We start from the raw sequence: 19,455 nt of genomic DNA, 5'->3' as shown, positions 1-19,455 counted from the left end.
CCGTTATACCAAGCAAGCAAACAAACAGCCGCCCCACGATACGTGGGACGGCTGTTTGTGCATGCACTGCTAATCCAATTGACGTACTTGCACGCCTTTATCACGAATGCGCTCCAGCGCATCCTTGCTCGTCATGCGATCCGTAATGACATGTTGAATCTCCGACCAATCCGCAACTTGTGTTAAAGCCTGCATGCCGAATTTACTATGATCAGCGAGCAGATAGGTTTCGTCAGCAATGCTGATCATTTTGCGTTTAATCAACGCTTGCAGCTCATTCGATTCGCTGATGCCGCGCTGCACGTGAACCCCTTTGCATGAAAGGAACAGCTTGTGCGCATGGTACATATCCAAGGATCGCTCCGATAGGGGCCCTACGTAGGATAAAGACTTCGGAGAAAGCAAGCCGCCGGTGGAAATGACTTGAATTTTCTCTTTGCCGCTTACCTCCAAGGCAACTTTCATCGAGTTGGTGATGATGGTAATTGCCATATCGGGAATCATTTTCGCCATATACCAAGCCGTGGTGCTCGCATCGAGAATGATGCGGTCCCCCTCCTGAATATGTGAAACAGCTTCCTTCGCAATGCTATTCTTAAAATCCGCATGAGCCGTCTCCCGCTCCATGAAAGGAACTTCGGTCTGCGCTTCCTTCACACTCACCGCACCGCCATGGCTGCGCATAAGCTTGCCTTCGGCTTCTAAGCGATCCAAGTCACGTCGAATGGTTTCTTCCGTGACCTGACATAGCTCACTTAACTCGGTCACCCGGATGCTTCCTCTTTCATTAACCAATTGAACGATTCTCTGCCATCTTTCTGCTACCAGCATCGTAAACCCCTCATTTCACCGTCGATCGGGAGGCCACATCACAAAACGATGTATACGCCGCCTGCCAACCCGCCTCATCCTGTGGATGATACGTCTTGACTGGGAACGAATTCCGAATCAGCTTCCTGGCTTCGCGCAAATTCGCGATATACCCTAGTGATATCCATTGTACTACAAGGTTTCCTAAGGCACTACCCTCTACCGGCCCCGCCCACACCTCACGCTGTGTAGCGCTCGCTGTGAACTGACAAAGCAGCTCGTTCTGGATGCCCCCACCTACGATGTGAAGTCCGCGGTATGTCTTGCCTGAAAGCTGCTCTGTACGCTCCAAGATGAAGCGATATTTCAGCGCAAGGCTTTCCATAATACAACGTACGATTTCACCATCCGTTTGTGGAACAGCTTGTTCGGTGTCACGACAATATTGCTGGATTTGTTTCGGCATATGTGCTGGGTTAAGGAACATATCGTCATCTGGATCGATGAAGAATTGGAATGGCTTCACGGTTTCCGCTTGTTTCACAAGCTCAGCAAAGCTGGCCGTTTTGCCTTCTTTTTCCCATGCGCGTTTGCATTCCTGAATCAGCCATAGCCCCATGATGTTCTTCAACAAGCGATTCGTGCCGTACACGCCGCCTTCATTCGTGAAGTTCCACGCTAAGGCTTGTTCCGTGAGCACAGGCTTCTCCGTTTCAGTTCCCAGCAACGACCATGTCCCGCAGCTTAGAAAAGCGAAATCATCATCAAGCGCAGGAACTGCGACAACCGCAGATGCGGTATCATGCTCGCCAACGGCGATAACAGGAATAGAAGGAACATCCAGTTCCTCACAAACAGCTGGACTTAGTGATCCAACTCGAGTCCCCGAAGCGACTGGCGGCAAGAAGATGTCTTCTGGAAGACGTAATTGCTCGATCAGTGATGCGTCCCATGTGAAGCTCGTTGCATTAAACAACTGCGTCGTAGTGGCATTCGAGAATTCGCTATGCTTTTCACCTGTTAGGAAGTAGCGAAGTAGGTCTGGAATCATGAGAAACGTCGCCGCGCGGTCGAGTAGCTCTGGATTGTTTTTTTGAAGGGCATAGAGCTGGAAAATGGAGTTGAATTGCAAAAACTGCAGCCCTGTTAGCGCATACAGCTTTTCGCGTCCGACGATATCCATGACTTCACTCATGATGCCGTCCGTATGGTGGTCCCGATAATGGTACGGATTTCCCAACAGCTCACCATTCGCAGCCAACAGTCCGAAATCAACTGCCCAAGAATCAATCGCTAAACTCTCGATATTCGTGTAGCCTAGATACTTGGTTTGTAAAATGCCTTGCTTCAACTCATGAAGCAACCGCAAAATGTCCCAGTGAAGGTGGTTGCCCACCTGCACTGGATCATTGGAGAAGCGGTGAATTTCCTCGATCGTGATCCGGCCCGCTTCAGAATCAAGACGTCCGACGATCGCTCTGCCGCTGCTTGCTCCCAAATCAAAGGCTAGAACTGTCGAAGTGGTACTCACCAGCTTGCACCGCCTTTGCCGCGCGCATTAATTTGCTCGTCGTAGCCGCTTTCTAAGTACGCTTTCATTGGATCAACCGGCACGCCGATTTCTTCACGAACTGCTTGTAACAGAGGTGTTACATCGAATTCAAAAGCTTTACGAACCGCATCCTCAGCACCAAGAACATCTTGATTCGCTTGTGCAGCACGAACTTCTTCAAGGTTAATCAGAAGCGCTTTCGCGTATTGCGTTTGTACGTTAAGTACTGAACGAAGCATCGCTGGGATTTTACGCTCAATGTTATGGCTTTGGTCGATCATGTAGGCAATATTGTCAGATGCTTTACGAATTAGTGGATTCTTGTCGTTCGCTGCATCAATGATTTGATAGAAAATCAGGAACAATTCATATGGATTCACGGATCCAACGATCAGATCATCATCCCCATATTTACGGGAGTTGAAGTGGAAGCCGCCTAGTTTATTCTCATCCAACAAGTACGTCACGATGTGCTCAATGTTCGTTCCTTGCGGGTGATGTCCTGTATCAACAAGCACTTCTGCTTGCGGACCCAATTTGTTCGCCAAATTGAATGCCATACCCCAGTCAGCTAGATCTGTGTGGTAGAAAGCTGGCTCGTAGAACTTGTACTCGATCAACATACGCATGCTTGGTGACATCGCATTGTACATTTCTTTCAGTGACTCATACATCCATGCTTTACGAGCGCGGATATCCACTTGACCTGGGTAGTTGGAACCGTCAGCAAACCACAAGCTAAAAACATCGGAACCAACCTCTTTAGCGATATCCACGCACTCAAGTAAGTGATCCGTCGCTTTACGGCGGATTGCTGGGTTTGAATTCGTTACACTTCCGAAGATGTAATCATCTTCTTGGAAAAGGTTCGGGTTCACCGCACCGATGGAAACGCCTAGATCAGAAGCATGTTGCTTCAGCTTTGCGTAGTCGTCCACTTTGTCCCATGGGATGTGGATGGCAACCGACGGGCAAGCACCCGTCAGCTTGTGCACTTGCGCCGCATCTTCGAATTTCTCGAAGGGATTACGCGGTACGCCTGTTTGTTTATAGACTTTGAAACGTGTTCCTGAGTCTCCGTAACCCCATGAAGGCGTCTCAACTTTCAATGCTTTCAGCTTCGCTTTGACAGCTGCAATATCAATGCCTCTCAGGGCTTGTTGTTCTTCGAATAATGCGTATGCTTTGTCGCTCATCGGTTTTATGGCCTCCTATTAGATGAATTAGCGTGTGAAGGCAGCAGGTACGCCACCGTCAACTGTGATCATGCAACCTGTTGTTTTAGCTGCTTTGGATGAAGCGAAGTACACAATAGCTTCTGCAACGTCTTTCGGGAAAATGTTCACAAGCAACGTTGTTCTCTTACGGTAGTGCTCTTCCAACTGATCCGGTTCGATTCCGTATGCAGCCGCACGCTCGTTGCGCCAGCCGGAGTTCCAAATCGCGGATCCTTGAAGAATGGCATCTGGCAATACGGAGTTCACGCGGATACCGAATTCGCCGCCTTCTGCTGCGATACAACGAGCCAAGTGAATTTCTGCTGCTTTTGCAGTCGAGTATGCGGAAGCATTTTTCCCAGCAAATACGGAGTTTTTGGAGCCGACGAATACCATGCTGCCGCCAACTTTTTGTGTTTTCATGATTTTAAATGCTTCTCTAGCTACAAGGAAATACCCTGTGCTAAGGACGTTCATATTCAGGTTCCACTCTTTAAGCGATGTTTCGTCAAAAGGACTGGAAGTCGCAAGACCTGCGTTGTTCACGATAATATCAATTCCGCCGTAGCTAAGAATGGACTCGCGGAACGCTGCAATAACTTCTTCTTCTTTCGTTACGTCCATGCGAACAGCAATCGCTCTGTTTTCGCCATATTGCTCGTTAAGTTCTGCTGCCAGCTTCTGTGCACCTTCAAGGTTCAAGTCAGCAAGCACAACGTGTGCGCCATCTTTGAGGAATTGACGAGCTGTAACGCTTCCGATTCCGCCCGCGCCGCCAGTGATGAAGGCGATTTGACGGGAGAACTCAGCTTCTGCAGGAGCAAGTGTCAATTTATAAAGTTCAAGTGGCCAGTACTCCACATTGTAGGATTCGTTTTCGCTTAAGGATACGAACGTTCCAAGCGCTGTAGCGCCTCTCATAACGGAGATTGCACGGTGGTAAAGCGCGCCGCTAATTTGTGCCATTGCCCAGCTTTTACCTGTGTTGATCATCCCGATTCCTGGAATAAGGATAACACGTGGAGCCGCTTCGTTGATAACGTCGCCTTCATTTTTGTTACGGTCAAAATAGGCTTTGTATTCTTCTTTGTATGCTTCGATTCCGGCTTTAAGTGCTTCAGTCAAGGAAGCTGCATCACCTGTTGTCGGATTCCAGTCGATATATAGAGGCTTCATTTTCGTATGAACAAGGTGATCCGGGCAAGCTGCTCCAACTTGGGAAAGAACAGCAGCATCGCGGCTATTTACAAATTGAAGTACATCGTCTGCACTGTCAATCGTGAGAATCATTTTCTTCTCGTTGCTTACCGCACCGCGTACGACCGGAAGAACTTGAGCCAATAGTTCGCTGCGAGCTTCTACGCTAAGGGATTCGTATTTGGAGCCGCCATATAGGTTCGCTTCGTTCACGCGAGCTTCGATGAAGCTTGCTGCTTCATTAATGATAGCGATTGTTTTCAAGTAGCTTTCTTCGGACGTTTCGCCCCAAGTTACTAGACCATGTTTCTCCATAAGAACAAGCTCAGCTTTTGGATTGTTGCGAACGCCATCTGCGATCATTTTGGAAAGTGTAAAGCCAGGACGTACATAAGGTACCCATACGAAACGATCGCCATAAATTTCTTTCGCAAGCTCACGTCCATTATGTGCGCAGCAGAGCGAGATAATCGCATCTGGATGCGTGTGGTCGACGTTTTTGAATGGTAAGAAGGCATGTAAAAGTGTCTCAATGGAAGCACGCGGGTGCTTGCTGTCGATCATGCAGTTTGCAAGGTAAGCAACCATTTCTTCATCAGACATTTCATCACGCTCGATCAAAGGACGAATATCTTCCATGCGAAGACCTGTGAAATTCTTTGCTTTCATCGTACCAAGGTCAGAACCGCTGCCTTTAACCCACATCACTTCAACATCGCGACCACGGAAATCTTTCTCGATCGTTTTGTAAGAAGTATTGCCGCCGCCCCAGTTACATACAGCACGATCTGTGCCTAATAAATTAGAACGATAAACAATTTCTTCTACACCTTTCGATACTGCATTCGCTTTTGAAGCTTCCCATAAATTCGCAACCATTTAAGTACCCTCCTAAGTTTTACATCCCATGTGTATGTGTTTGTTTTTGATGGTTTCATCTTAACACATCTTTGTTTGTTTTTGAATAATTATTTTTATGTTTGTTTTATTGAGGAGCAAACACAGATAAATCCGTCTTTAATGTATAAAATGAAGGGATTGGCTAGTTTACAAGGAGGATTCCGGGAGGAAATTGAGGGAAATAGACAAACCTAACTGTGATAATCTGCGAATGTGTGGGTTTTCTTCTGAATTTGATGCGGCGCTCCAGCTGAGCAATAACTGGAAAAACTACAGCTAAATCTGGGGAAATCACCTTTTGTTTCACATTAACTGGATAACCTACAGCTATTTTCAGCTGAAATCGCTGATTCAAGTAAAAAGCTAACTATTAACTACATGTTTTCCATTTAATTTAATTTTTTGAACTAAAACGCTGAATTTAACTACATGTTTTCCATTTATTAGAGAGGGGACCGCTGGGGGCGCCCTTCGGTATCCGTTGAGTAACAAAAAGGTGAGTTGAGGGGAAAGTTTGATATTTGTTGAGTAGCTATGTGTATGGAGGCAAGTTTGATGCTTGTTGAGTAGCTATGTGTATGGAGGCAAGTTCGATGCTTGTTGAGTAGATAGATGTATGGAGGCAAGTTTGATGGTTTGTTGAGTAACTAGTTGTATGGAGGCTAGTTTAGTGCTTGTTGATTAGCTAGATGTATGTAGGCAAGTTTGATGAGTAGCTATGGTGTCGGGGGATGCCCGACGAATAGCTATGACTATATATCATCATCGAACTGCCACTTATCACCGCCACTGACTGAATCTCCAGTCATGTCATCCTGCATGTCGCCGCCGTAATCTCCGTGCTCGTCCTCGGCCACATTTTGCAAATCGAAAGCGTTGATCGTAATGATCGGATAGGTATGATGCGCGGCAATTTGAGCCGCCTGCAATTTCATAAACTTCGGCGAGCCTTCTGTCTCTTCATCATAAACAAGCAAAATGCCGTCAGAGTTTCGTAGGAGGAACTTGTCCCTCTCCTTGAATTGCCAAGGCCCCTCATATTTGGTCTTCGTTACACTGTTCACGTAATTCGCGCGCTGCATAACGCTTGCATAGCAGCCTTTCTTATCATCACTCCACTTCTCTTCCTGCTCTAGAAAAGGAGTAATCACTGCAAGCTTAATTTCTGGATGCGTGCTCTCTCTTAGTTCAAGCACAGCCTCCGCCGCCCATAGCTCCACGCCCCATTGACCACTGACGACAACCCACTCAAGCCCGTCATCTAACAAGGCGATAAGCCGCTTTTGGATTGCTTTTTTGATAATCGGAATGCCTGGATGCTTCAATGAGAAAATACCGAGTTCATTCGCTTTGTACCCAGTAATCAGCACTCGTTTCATATGAACTCACCTCCTTGTTGATCATCCTAACAGGTTAGCATAGTTAGATCGAATTAGGAAGAAGTGCAGACCCCAATCATTTATATGTTAGATTATATGACATATTTGTTAATTTTCGCGCATTAATAACAATTTATTGACTGATTATTTCAAAATAATGATTGAACTTTCTAATTAATTAAGTTATTCTGTTCTCAACACACAAATTTACGTCAACTAACCTAACACAAATAGAGGAGCGGAGAGAAAATGAATATTGCACTCGTTGCGCATGATGTTTACAAAAACTTGCTCGTAGACTTTGTCATTGCTTATAAGCATATTTTCCAAAAGCACCAACTCTATGCTACAGGCACGACAGGAAGAAGAATTAGTGAAGCTGCAAAGCTCGATGTCATTCGCTTGCGCTCAGGCCCCTTTGGCGGAGATCAGCAGATCGGTGCGATGATTGCGATGGATGATATTGATTTGCTTATCTTTTTCCGCGATCCCATCTCTGCATTAGGACATGAACCCGATATTGCAGCACTCCTTCGCCTCTGTGATGTGCAACAGATCCCTCTTGCAACCAATCTTGGAACAGCAGAAATGCTCATTAGAGCTATGGAAAACGGCTTTCTCTCTTGGCGCGAGGAAATACGCAAATATGATTCTCCACGATTGAATGGTACGGATAACAAATAAGACTACCTGAAATTATAGTAGAATCTACTGCCATCTACCTTTCAAAAAAGATATTATTCCTATTAACTAGTCGCTCGACCAAGCCAATCCTCTAAGATTTGCATATCTTACTATCATCTCTCTTGAAAGGATGATAGACATATGGCAAAGATCAAGCAAGGATCCGGCGGCCCCGCTCAGTTCAGACATCGCATGGAGGGTTTGACATCTCTCACACAAAATCATCGACATTCCTTCGGTAATTTGAGTGATATTGTTATTCCTGAGGATGGTAGACACCGCCACACTTTCCAAGGCATTACGACAACTGCTGACGGGCATCGTCATTCCTATTCTGGACGTACTGGCCTCAACATCGGAGTAGGTGTAAACCATTTTCATCGTTTTCAAATCTCAACAAACATTGCAAATGGACATCGCCACATCATTTCTGGAAGAACAACAGGTGTCATTCGACTTGGCGTCGTAGTTGGACACAAATTAATTATTGAGAGCATCGTCCGTCAAAGTGTAAAATAAATGAAAAAAAAGACTACTGAACCCTGTTCAGTAGTCTTTCTATTAATACTTACAGATTTTTAACCAGCCATGGGTACGCCTGACTCCCATTAACCTCGTGAACACCTTCATAAAGATGTACGCCCAGTCGCTCAGACGCTCCCGCCAACGCATACTCTAGCTGCAGGTAGGATACGGCTGTCTCGACGCCATCAACAGGGAAAATCGGATCCTGTCTTCCTGATGCAATGAACAATGGACGTGGAGCAAGCAAACCGATTAATTCAGGAAGTTCCGCGAAGTCGAGCGCGCCAAGTAGATAGTTATCGATACAATGGTGCACGCCCATAATGCTGCGCTTAAATGTATTGGTGAACGCGCACAGGACCGAGGCCTGGATGCGCTCATCTAGTACTGCCGTGTAAGCGGCAAGTAAACCGCCACCCGAGAACCCAAAACAACCGATTCGACTCGCATCTACCTCTTCGCGTGACACGAGGTAATCTAACACTCTTCTCGCTTCCTGCACACGAACACCAGCTAGAGGGATGCCATATAGCAGAAGATGAGAAGCAAGCGTCTGGCAGGAAGAGTTCCCCACTTGTCCATCCTTCTGATCTTCTTCCAATCGCCGATCACCGAAGCCTAGAATTTCAGGGACAACGACGACGAAGCCACGCCTCACCAACTCTAGCGCATAGTTGCCATGAAGATCCCATTCCCCCGTATGCTCAGTACCATCAGCGTTCAAGCCTACGATCTGCCTGCTCCCAAAGCCGTGACCATGCAGGGCAAGTACGGCAGCACGTTTACGAAAATCGCCTTTTGGCAACAACACATACACGGGAACACGAAAGCCCCAGAAAGTACTGATTTCAATTCGTTCTCGGATATGATCCCCAAGCTCGACACGATCAAGAAGAACAGGACGAAGTTCGTCCTGTTCTTCTATGGTCACCGCTAAGGAATCAGCCAAGCGCTTTTTCATATGAGCTTTCGCATGTTCAGCCCATTCCGTACGACTCTGCTCGCGTTTCAATTCGAAAGCGCGGTAGAGCTGTTCCATACTCGCGTTAGGACTCCACATCGGACTCGACCTCCGTCACTGGTTAAAATTTCACTAGTTTATCTACAGCAACTGGTTGCCCCGTACGCAATGAAATATTGCCGGCAATACCAGTGAGAATGGACATCGCTCCATCTACATGAGATGCCGCGCGGTTGAATCGATCGTCGGATGGCTTGTCGAAAATATCCTTCAACAGAACCGGATCGCCACCACCGTGGCCGCCAACGCCTTCTTCGATTTCAACTTGATACGGTGCTGCAAACATCGGGAATACCGTAATCGTTTTCGCCTTCAACGCACCTTCATCCGCTTTATCGCCACCGGAATTCACGTATGATTTCTCAACAACTTTCATTTCAATACGGCCTTTGCTGCCGTTAATGTTCACATTAAAGCCTTCCCACGGCAAGTACGCATTCAAGGAGTACGTTAGAATCGCTTTGTTTTTGTAGCGAACCATGACGCCCATCGTATCTTCAATGGAGATCCCATCACCAAACACGCTCTGATCCCGTTGATAACCATCCTCATGCTCCGCATCCAAATATAGACCTTTCAGATGTGCATTCGTATCCAATTGAAGTGCAAACGGGTCTTCCTTCGCGTATTCATTTCCAGTTGCACGTTGATAGAACTTCGTTTCGCCGCGTTTCTCTGCGTTGGCTTTCCCATAGAACATCAGATCCCCCATGGCAAAAACCGTCTCAGGCTGCGTCCCCAACCAGAAGTTAACCAAGTCAAAGTGATGCGTTGACTTATGCACAAGCAACCCGCCGCCATTGCGTTTATCGCGGTGCCATCTGCGGAAATAGTCTGCGCCATGCTCTGTATTGAGCAACCATTCGAAATGAACGGAGTGGACATCACCAATCGTTCCATCCATAATTAACTCTCGAATTTTCGTATTGTGCGGTGCATAACGGTAGTTAAACGTAACACGAAGCTGGCGGCCCGTACGTTTAATCGCATCCAAAATTTCTTGGCATTTCTCTTCATCAACCGTCATCGGTTTCTCCGAAATGACATCACAGCCTAGTTCCATCGCTTTAATAATATACGTGTGATGGGTACGATCCACTGTTGTTACGATGATCGCATCCGGCTTCTCATTACGGATCATTTCTTCGAATTGATCGGCTTTATACGTAGGAACAGCATGATACTCATACTTGTTAGCAAGTAAGTCATTCGTAAAGTTCATGCGCGTTTGATTAATATCACAAATGGCCACAAGCTCGGAAGTATCTCGGAAATCCTTTACCATGGAGCCATAGAAGAATTCAGCTCGTCCACCAGTACCTACAATCGCATAACGTGTTTTCATCAGTTAATGCCCCTCTCGATTACAAAGTATTTCATCTCTTATAGCAAGATTAATACAATATTTGTTGTGTTTCTATTCAAATATTACCCGATGCCTTTATTTCCTTGCATATATTGCTGTAAAATAGAGAGGCACAACCTAACTTAGAGAGGTGTCTATGTTGTTTCATTACGAGATTGAAAGAATTCGCAGAGATCAGCCCTACACAATGCTAGTGAATCATTTCCATGACCATTACGAAATTTATTATTTACTCAGCGGTAAACGCAATTATTTCATTCAAGACCGCGTCTATGCCATGCAAGAGGGTGATCTAGTATTTATAGATAAACATACGCTCCACAAAACGCTTGATGCCAATGATCGTCCGCACGAGCGCATCTTAATTAATTTCGAAGAACGCTGGCTCGCAATGAAAGATGATGAAACTTATGCGATTGCGCTATCCCCTTTTCATCCAAAGCATTATATCGTCTCCCTTTCCGGCGCAAATCGCACACTCGTTGAGAATCTGCTCTTCAGTTTATTGCGAGAAAAGCAGCAAGAGCAGCTCGGCTGGGAGCTGAATAGCAAAGCCTTACTTACACAATTGCTCATATTCTGCTCGCGACTTATGGACCAGCCCGGGACGCTAGATGAGCATCCACAGGCTTATAATCCGAAGATTTTCGAAATCGTCACCTATATCAATGAACACTTCAGTGAACGACTGACACTCACGCTAATCTCCGAAAAGTTCCATATTAGTCCGAGTTACTTCTGCCGCTCATTCAAGGATACAATTGGCTTCTCGTTCGTCGAGTATTTGAACAACCTGCGCATCCGTGAGGCGCAACGTTTATTAAGGGAAACGAAACTCAAAGTGATCCACATTGCCGAGCAAGCAGGCTTTGACAGTGTCGCTCACTTCGGGCGTGTATTCAAGCAAGTTACGTCCCAGACCCCATTGGAATGCCGGAAGATGATGCATCTGAGTCTGTGATCAATTTGCGATAATCAGTCGGCGTCATCTGTTTAAGCCCTTTGAACGTCTTAATAAAGTAACTCGGACTCTCGAAGCCAGCCTCACTCGCAACATCTATGATTTTGATCCTTGGATCTTCCAGACACTTCATCGCTTTCTCGACTCTATAGAAGTTGAGGTATTCGATGGGTGTCTTTTTGACGATTGCCTTGAAGAAACGGCAGAAATGTCCCTCACTCATCCCGATCAAATCTGCGAGTTCTGAAATCAGAATCCGCTGATTATAATGCTCATGCATAAATAGAAGCGCAGGCTTAATTCTTTCAATTTTGCTTGCTTGCGTTGCGTTTCGAGGCAGATCAGAGGATAGCTCACCATGTGGCAGCAGCTCAGCGAATATCGCGAGCAGATCCGCTTTTATTTTGAGCTCATAACCAAGCGGCTTTCCATCGAATTGCTTAATGATGTCCACGAGCATCAGGCGTACCTGCTGTTCCCACGAGTCCTTGGAACGGAAAATACCCGGTAGAATCAATCGCTGTTCAATCCACGGCTGTATGTATTTACTTTGGATGACATCATAAGCGCTGCTGCTGAGTAGGCGGGAATCAAAGACGATGGCATGAAAATAGGCTGGAAGTTCGTTCGCTGGGTAACAAGCATGTAATTGACCGCTCGGAATGAGCAGCGATTCACCTTGCTGTAGCTCAGTCAAAGACGAACCAATATAGAAGCTTGCGCTTCCTTCCGTCATATAAATAAATTCAATTTCCTCATGCCAGTGGTAGTTGAAGAAAACGTCATTGACTTTCTCAACTTGGTACACACTTAGCGGGAACATGAAATCGCCGTGAATTCGACCTTCATGCAAAGCATCCAAATTCATAGCGTCACACTCCATATATCAAAATTGTTATATATCTGCATCAGCATTTTGCAAGACAATCATAACATAAAGCGGTTACACTTTTTATCAAAGACTCTTACATGTATCAGTATAGTTATACAACTTACACATAAGGAGCTGACTGCATTGAAATTCAGTGATGGCCAATGGATGACCCGTAAGGAATACCAAATCATTAGTCCTGTTGAAGTACATGATGCGTACGCAACTGATCGTTCTCTGACCTTTTTCGGACCGCCTAAACCGATCATGGACCGCGCTGGTGAATTAGATACGTCTTTAATTGAAGTCAAATTATCCTCTCCCTTGAAGGATGTTATTCGTGTTCAAATTTATCATCATAAAGGAAAGAAACAAGTTGGTCCCTACTTTGCGCTGAATACAGATGAGAGCCACTCCCTACAAATAGAGGTAAACAAGATTGAAGCCAGCTTAATCAGCGGCAAACTGCGGGCCAGCATTCGAAGAGATCAACCATGGCATCTAGTATTTGATTACCAGGGACGCAAGCTTACTTCCAGCGGTTTGAAGGGCATCGGATATATAATCTCTGATGACGGAGCTACTTATGTAAGAGATCAGTTAGACCTAGGCGTTGGAGAGAGTGTCTATGGGCTTGGTGAGCGTTTTACTTCCTTTGTCAAAAACGGGCAAAGCGTTGATATCTGGAACCGTGATGGAGGAACGAACTCCGAACAATCATATAAGAACATTCCTTTTTACATCACCAATAAAGGATATGGCGTATTCGTCAATCACCCCGAGAATGTTTCTTTTGAAGTTGCTTCCGAGAAAGTATCCAAGGTTCAGTTCAGTGTAGAAGGCGAATATCTCGACTATTTCCTCATTGGCGGGGCCAATTTGAAGGAAGTACTTGGCAATTATACGACGCTAACTGGAAAACCTGCGTTGCCGCCAGCTTGGACATTCGGACTCTGGCTAACCACTTCGTTTACAACGAATTATGACGAATCCACCGTAACTAGCTTCATTGATGGCATGGCGGAGCGTGAATTACCGTTGCATGTCTTCCATTTCGATTGCTTCTGGATGCGTGAGTTCCATTGGTGCGATTTCGAATGGGATACGCGTATTTTCCCAGAGCCGGAACAAATGCTCCAACGCCTCAAAAGCAAAGGTTTGAAAATCTGCCTGTGGATCAATCCGTATATCGCGCAGCGATCCCCGATGTTTGAAGAGGGCATGCAAAATGGTTACTTACTGCAAAGACCGAACGGGGATGTATGGCAATGGGACATGTGGCAGCCCGGCATGGGCATCGTTGACTTTACGAATCCCGACGCGTGTGAGTGGTATGCAGCGAAGCTAAGAAAGCTTGTTGATATGGGCGTGGATTCCTTCAAGACTGATTTCGGCGAGCGTATTCCAACGGATGTCGTCTATCATGACGGTTCTGATCCTGTCAAAATGCACAATTACTATACCCAGCTGTACAACAAAGTGGTATTCGATGTGCTAGAAGAGAAGCTTGGGAAAGGTGAAGCTGCCTTGTTCGCGCGTTCCGCAACAGCTGGCGGACAGCAATTCCCCGTTCATTGGGGCGGCGATTGCACCGCGACTTACGAATCCATGGCTGAAAGCCTACGAGGCGGCTTGTCCCTTGGACTTTCCGGATTCGGATTCTGGAGTCACGATATCGGTGGATTCGAAAGTACATCCAGCGCTGACCTATATAAACGTTGGGCCGCATTCGGACTGCTGTCCAGCCACAGTCGTCTTCATGGCAGCCGTTCGTATCGTGTCCCGTGGATGTATGATGACGAAGCGGTTGATGTATTGCGCTTTTTCACGAAACTAAAGAGCAGATTAATGCCTTACATGTTCCAAACGGCTGTTGACGCCTCCAGGCTCGGATTACCGCTAATGCGCGCGATGGTGCTGGAATTCGACGATGATCCAACATGTGATCACTTAGATCGTCAATATATGATAGGGGATTCTCTTCTAGTCGCGCCAATATTTGATGAATCGGGCGTAGTGTCCTACTACCTGCCTGCCGGAAATTGGACGCATTTGTTAACTGGGGCTAAAGCCGAAGGCAATCAATGGTACAAGGAGCACCATGATTATATGAGCATCCCGCTCCTCGTGCGACCGAACACACTCTTAGCGATCGGGACGGTTGATGCGAAGCCAGACTACGATTACTTGGCGAATAGTGAATTCCACCTATTTGAGTTGGAAGACGGACATGAAGCCGTGTCCCGTGTGTATCATCCGACAACGAAAGACGAGTTTACACTCATTGCCAAGCGCGATGGCAACGTCATTCAGATCATACCTACAGGCAATTCAGCCCCTTGGAGCCTTGTACTTAGAGGCACAACATCCGTAACTAACGTTGAAAATGGCACCCTTTTAGCGCATGAATACGGCCTGAAAGTCAATGCTATCAACGCAGACTCAGCTATCGTCCTGACGATCTGATAGAACGCGAATAGACTTCCCCTTCACTTCAATGATGAATGTGTAGGGGAAGTTTCGCTTTTCAATCCGTTACCCGGAATTTGAAATTAACTGGAAAATGTACAGCTATTTCGGAGAAATTCCCTCGATTTTTGGATTTAGATGGAAAACATGTAGTTAAATTTGAGGAAATCAGGTCATATTGGCTAAACCCGCTAAATTAGCTGTATAAAATCCATCTAATCGACGTTTTCACAAAATTGATGCGAAAATAACTGTATAAAATCCATTTATTCACTCTACTCTACCCTCTCACCGAACTAAGCCTGCCCCTGCCCCCACCACCACTCCACCTCCACCAACAGCCCGCCGCGAAACCTCCACAAAACAAAAACCCTTCGTGCAAGCTCACGCTCACACAAAGGGTTGTCATTTTAGAAACTGAAGTATTGCTTAGCATTGTTGTAGGAAATACCTTGAACCAACTGTTTCAACAGCTGCTCGTCGTTCGGGAATTCGCCCGCTTCAACCCACTCACCGATCATATTGCAGAGAATGCGACGGAAGTAGTCGTGGCGCGTGTAGGACAAGAAGCTGCGGGAATCCGTAAGCATCCCAACGAAACGTCCTAGCAAACCGAAGTTGCCGAGGGATTTCATTTGGGAGATCATGCCGTCGCGCGTATCATTGAACCACCAAGCGGCACCCAATTGGATTTTGCCAGCGATGCCATCGCCTTGGAAGCTGCCCATCAAGGAAGCAAGAATCTCGTTATCCCGTGCGTTCAAGGAATAGAGAATGGTACGCGGTAAGGAATCTGCTACCGCTAGTGCGGACAATAGTCCCGTTAATGCACCGGCAACAGGGCTATCACCAATGGAGTCGAATCCTGTATCAGGACCTAGCTTAGCGAACGCCTGTCCATTGTTGTTACGGGAAGCGTTGATATGATACTGCATCGCCCAATCCAATTTCTTGTAGATGCCGCCAAGGAAGATCAGTGTGAAGGCTTTGTACTTCTTCTCGTCTTCCAAACTAACTGCTTGACCAGCAAGTCCTGCCGCGAAGATCGCGTCGACTTCTTCTTTGGTTGCTGTTGCAAAAGGCACATAATCCAACGCATGGTCAGACACTTTACAACCGACAGAGTCAAAGAACACAGCGCGGCTTTCTAAACCAGCCAATAAATCATCATACGTGCGGATCGGCGTGCCTACCGCTTTTTCAAGTTGCGCAATCCAAGGAAGGAATGTAGCGCGGTTGATTTCCAGCGCCTTATCGGGACGGTAGGAAGGCAATACTTGCGTATCGAATCCTTCAATCTCTTTAATTAGAATGTGGTATTCCAAGGAATCCACAGGATCGTCTGTCGTACAAATGACCGTGACTTTGGAGTTTGTGATTAGGTCTCTAGCGCGGGATCCACCCTCAGCCAGCTTCGCATTCACTTTTTCCCAAATTACTGGTGCATTCTGCTCATTAATGATATCGTACACACCGAAATAGGTTTGAAGCTCCATGTGAGACCAGTGGTACAACGGATTGCCGATCGCCATAGGAAGCGTGGAAGCCCATGCGACAAAGCGATCATAATCACTAGCTTCACCAGTAATCTTGGACTCGTCGATACCGTTAGCACGCATCATCCGCCATTTGTAGTGGTCACCGTATAACCAAGCTTCGGTGATGTTGTTAAATTGTTTATTTTCATAAATTTCCTTCGGACTTAAGTGGCAGTGATAGTCAATAATCGGCAGTTCTTTGGCATATTCATGAAAAAGATGTACGGCAGTTTCATTGTTAAGTAAGAAATTTTCGTCTAAAAACGTTTTCATAAAGCGATTTCCACCCTTCTCAAGCTGAATGATCTGCCATCTATATTAGCAAAAGATCAGCTTAGAAATCTTGCGATTTCGTGCTTTTATTTCATAAAATATGCATATCTTGACCTCTAGAAGGGTTCATAGCGGCTAAGGGAGCGTATTTCTTACATTTGAATTTGTTTCAATTTCTTCAGGTATCGCTTCTGTAGCACCAGGAACATGACGGGATTTCACATTAATCCCATCCGAAGAAGAAATGCTGATGTGGACAGATCCAGGCAATACATGTGCGCGAATTAAAATCGGCTGATTATAATCGTTTCTAAAACTAAAATCAGGCCCGCCCCAATTCACGGTAGCATCTCTTCCATGCGGTACATAAGGCACTGATCGACTGTGGGTGTACCTTTCAATAATCGTGAGTCCTGCACGGTCAACCGCATTAAATAACGTTGAGGATATTTGACAAATACCGCCGCCGATTCCTTCGGAGAATTCCCCTCTTACAATCACCTTTGCCGACATATACCCCCTGCTCGGTGTTCGCACGCCTACAACGCGATTGAAAGAAAACGTCTCATTCGGCTGCACAACATAATTGTTGATCGCCTGTGTAGCTAGTTTGAGATTCGTTACACGGTGATTATTGCGGGAATTAAAATAGGTAACATAATAGCCTATTGGACGGACTCGAATGCTGGCAAGCAGTTCACTATCCACTTTGGGATACAGGGATTGCAGCGGTAACGCCACATTCATGGGACCTTCTAAATAAAATTGCCCATAGAATTGGTTGATAAAAGCACGTCGATTCAACCGAATGCCTGCACTCTCTTTCACGATGCCCCCACTGTCACTAATTGTAGCGTTAATCGGCTTTCGGTAAATCGATTTGTCAATTTGTTCAGCAAGCCGGTTTAATTTCTGTGTATCTACCAGTGGAATATCCAAGAGGTCGGTCGCAATAGACTCTCGCCTAATCTGAGCCATCTTTTCTCCATTCGAGTTATCCGATAGTTGAAAAGGCAATTCTTTGGGCTGGGCAAGCAGCAACAAGCCCAATAGCCATTCATAGCGCATGAACGCAATTCACCTCCTGCCCATAGTGTAAACAAATGTCAAAATTCCATGCAATGACAGCTCAGATACATTTTGAAAATGGAATTCTACGAACGGTAAAATTTATTTGACAGTCGGCGAGCAGAGCGATAAACTTCAAACAAGACGAAGTGAGAAAACCTCTATCGAGGCCATTCAAAGATGAGCGACCGCTATTCTACCCCACAAAGTGACGCTAACCTTCGAAGCTAATTCCGATTACTTTGTGGGGACCCCAGGAAATTTTATCGCCAATTAGAAAGACGTTTTCGGGAACCGAAAACTTATACTTTCTAATGTGGAAAAAGGAGGATTTTTCTAATGACGTTTGCACACAATCTTGAGAAATATGCGGAGCTGACTGTTCGAGTAGCACTCAACATTCAAGCTGGTCAATCGCTTTGGATTAATGCGCCAATTGGGCACCCCGAATTCGTAAGACTCATCACTCGTAAAGCGTACGAAGCTGGCGCTAAGCATGTACATATTGAATGGCAGGATGAAATCTGCACCCAAATTCGCTATACACACGCGCCCGATGAATCATTCAATGAGTACCCAACTTGGCGTGCGCAAGCACTAACCGAGTTAGCTGAAAGCAATGGTGCCTACTTATGGATTGACGCGGACAACCCCGAGCTGCTGAAGGATGTGGATCCTGCTCGAATCTCAGCGAATGCGAAGGCGGCAGGTCCCCTGCTGGTCAAATGGCGTGAATTCATGTCTTCTTACAAAATGACTTGGTCCATCATCGCTGCCCCTTCCCTGGCCTGGGCACAAAAGGTATTCCCTGATCTCGAAGATCAGGCTGCGGTCACTGCTTTATGGGATGCGATCTTCGAAGCTACCCGCGTAGATCAAGAAAATCCTGTACAAACGTGGCAGGATCACAACGCGACTCTCCGTAGCAAACGGGAACAATTGAATGAGAAGCAGTTCCATAAAATTCATTACCGCGCTCCTGGAACGGAGCTTACAGTGGAACTTCCACCTCAGCACATTTGGCGAGGCGGTTCCGCATCGAACGAAACAGGCGGCTTCGATTTCAACCCGAACATCCCAACGGAAGAAGTGTTCATTTCCCCGAATCGCCTAGGTACGTATGGAACAGTTCGAAGCACGAAGCCGCTTAGCTACCAAGGCAGCTTGATCGACAATTTCTCGATCACCTTCGAGCAAGGCCGCGTCACACATTACACAGCAGAACATGGCTTTGAATCGTTGCAAGCGATGATTGAGATGGACGAAGGCGCACATTATTTAGGCGAAATCGCACTCGTGCCGCATATCTCTCCCATTTCGAACACGAACTTAATCTTCTTCAGTACGCTCTATGATGAAAATGCTTCAAATCATCTGGCCCTCGGCCGCGCCTTCCCGACTTGTATTGAAGGCGGCACGCAGATGACCAAAGAAGAACAGCTGCAAGCAGGACTGAACGACAGCCTCATTCACGTCGACTTTATGATCGGCTCTGCCGAGATGGATATTGACGGTGAACACGCGGATGGCACGTTAGAACCGATCTTCCGTAAGGGGAATTGGGCGTTTTAAATAGAAAGAGGGTATCCCTGAAAGCCATGTAAGTGGCGAGGGATCCCTCTTT

The 19,455-nt window shown here is 46.3% G+C and carries 15 protein-coding genes; 5 read left to right on the top strand and 10 right to left on the bottom strand.

Going from position 1 to position 19,455, the window contains the following annotated elements:
* Positions 1 to 69: 69 nt before the first annotated feature.
* The 5 genes from GC096_RS24490 to GC096_RS24470 all read right to left on the bottom strand — a co-directional run bounded on the left by GC096_RS24490 (position 70) and on the right by GC096_RS24470 (position 7,055).
* Positions 70 to 831, bottom strand: coding sequence for a DeoR/GlpR family DNA-binding transcription regulator (locus GC096_RS24490; RefSeq protein WP_171633916.1), 762 nt, complete (start codon positions 829 to 831; stop codon positions 70 to 72).
* 10 nt (positions 832 to 841) lie between these two features.
* Positions 842 to 2,344 (bottom strand): rhamnulokinase, encoded by a 1,503-nt coding sequence (rhaB, locus tag GC096_RS24485; protein WP_171634311.1) that lies wholly within the window; start codon positions 2,342 to 2,344, stop codon positions 842 to 844.
* On the bottom strand, positions 2,338 to 3,558 hold the full coding sequence (rhaI, locus tag GC096_RS24480; protein ID WP_171633915.1) for an L-rhamnose isomerase: 1,221 nt from the start codon (positions 3,556 to 3,558) through the stop codon (positions 2,338 to 2,340). The genes rhaB and rhaI overlap by 7 nt, the downstream gene beginning before the upstream one ends.
* 27 nt (positions 3,559 to 3,585) lie before the next feature.
* A complete protein-coding gene (locus tag GC096_RS24475) occupies positions 3,586 to 5,655 on the bottom strand; it encodes a bifunctional aldolase/short-chain dehydrogenase (protein WP_171633914.1) in 2,070 nt (689 codons plus the stop codon).
* Between the two features lie 773 nt (positions 5,656 to 6,428).
* Positions 6,429 to 7,055 carry an SLOG family protein gene (locus GC096_RS24470; RefSeq protein ID WP_171633913.1) on the bottom strand — a complete coding sequence of 209 codons (627 nt, stop codon included), beginning with the start codon at positions 7,053 to 7,055 and terminating at the stop codon, positions 6,429 to 6,431.
* 249 nt (positions 7,056 to 7,304) lie between these two features.
* Between GC096_RS24470 and GC096_RS24465 the strand changes: the two genes are divergently transcribed.
* Both GC096_RS24465 and GC096_RS24460 read left to right on the top strand, forming a co-directional pair.
* Positions 7,305 to 7,739 carry a methylglyoxal synthase gene (locus GC096_RS24465; RefSeq protein ID WP_171633912.1) on the top strand — a complete coding sequence of 145 codons (435 nt, stop codon included), beginning with the start codon at positions 7,305 to 7,307 and terminating at the stop codon, positions 7,737 to 7,739.
* 141 nt (positions 7,740 to 7,880) lie between these two features.
* Complete coding sequence (locus GC096_RS24460; RefSeq protein WP_171633911.1) at positions 7,881 to 8,258, top strand: YmaF family protein; 378 nt, start codon at positions 7,881 to 7,883, stop codon at positions 8,256 to 8,258.
* 49 nt (positions 8,259 to 8,307) lie between these two features.
* Here GC096_RS24460 and GC096_RS24455 read toward each other — a convergent pair whose 3' ends face one another.
* The gene (locus GC096_RS24455; protein ID WP_171633910.1) at positions 8,308 to 9,324 is read right to left on the bottom strand and encodes a dienelactone hydrolase family protein; all 1,017 of its coding nucleotides are present in this window, start codon (positions 9,322 to 9,324) and stop codon (positions 8,308 to 8,310) included.
* A gap of 22 nt (positions 9,325 to 9,346) precedes the next feature.
* A complete protein-coding gene (locus GC096_RS24450; protein WP_171634309.1) occupies positions 9,347 to 10,633 on the bottom strand; it encodes a Gfo/Idh/MocA family oxidoreductase in 1,287 nt (428 codons plus the stop codon).
* A 154-nt stretch (positions 10,634 to 10,787) separates the two neighbouring features.
* On the opposite strand from GC096_RS24450, the gene GC096_RS24445 reads away from it, so the two are divergent.
* The gene (locus tag GC096_RS24445; RefSeq protein WP_171633909.1) at positions 10,788 to 11,612 is read left to right on the top strand and encodes a helix-turn-helix transcriptional regulator; all 825 of its coding nucleotides are present in this window, start codon (positions 10,788 to 10,790) and stop codon (positions 11,610 to 11,612) included.
* Here GC096_RS24445 and GC096_RS24440 read toward each other — a convergent pair.
* Entirely contained in the window at positions 11,560 to 12,480 is a 921-nt protein-coding gene (locus GC096_RS24440) for an AraC family transcriptional regulator (protein ID WP_171633908.1), read from the bottom strand. The two genes, GC096_RS24445 and GC096_RS24440, sit on opposite strands and share 53 nt — an antisense overlap.
* 147 nt (positions 12,481 to 12,627) lie before the next feature.
* On the opposite strand from GC096_RS24440, the gene yicI reads away from it, so the two are divergent.
* Positions 12,628 to 14,949, top strand: a complete 2,322-nt coding sequence (gene yicI, locus GC096_RS24435) for an alpha-xylosidase (RefSeq protein ID WP_171633907.1) — start codon at positions 12,628 to 12,630, stop codon at positions 14,947 to 14,949.
* 413 nt (positions 14,950 to 15,362) lie between these two features.
* Here the strand turns inward: yicI and uxaC are convergent, their stop codons facing one another.
* Both uxaC and GC096_RS24425 read right to left on the bottom strand, forming a co-directional pair.
* A complete protein-coding gene (gene uxaC / locus GC096_RS24430) occupies positions 15,363 to 16,763 on the bottom strand; it encodes a glucuronate isomerase (protein WP_171633906.1) in 1,401 nt (466 codons plus the stop codon).
* 135 nt (positions 16,764 to 16,898) lie between these two features.
* Entirely contained in the window at positions 16,899 to 17,831 is a 933-nt protein-coding gene (locus GC096_RS24425; protein WP_171633905.1) for a VanW family protein, read from the bottom strand.
* Positions 17,832 to 18,170: 339 nt separating this feature from the next.
* Here GC096_RS24425 and GC096_RS24420 point away from each other — a divergent pair, with 339 nt between their 5' ends.
* Positions 18,171 to 19,403, top strand: a complete 1,233-nt coding sequence (locus GC096_RS24420; protein WP_171633904.1) for an aminopeptidase — start codon at positions 18,171 to 18,173, stop codon at positions 19,401 to 19,403.
* Positions 19,404 to 19,455: the final 52 nt, after the last annotated feature.

The sequence above is a fragment of the Paenibacillus plantarum genome (assembly GCF_013141695.1).
GTDB classification, from domain to species: Bacteria; Bacillota; Bacilli; order Paenibacillales; family NBRC-103111; genus Paenibacillus_E; species Paenibacillus_E plantarum.
The sequence above is the reverse complement of the archived record's forward strand: the minus strand, read 5'-3'. Positions and strand labels throughout refer to the sequence as shown.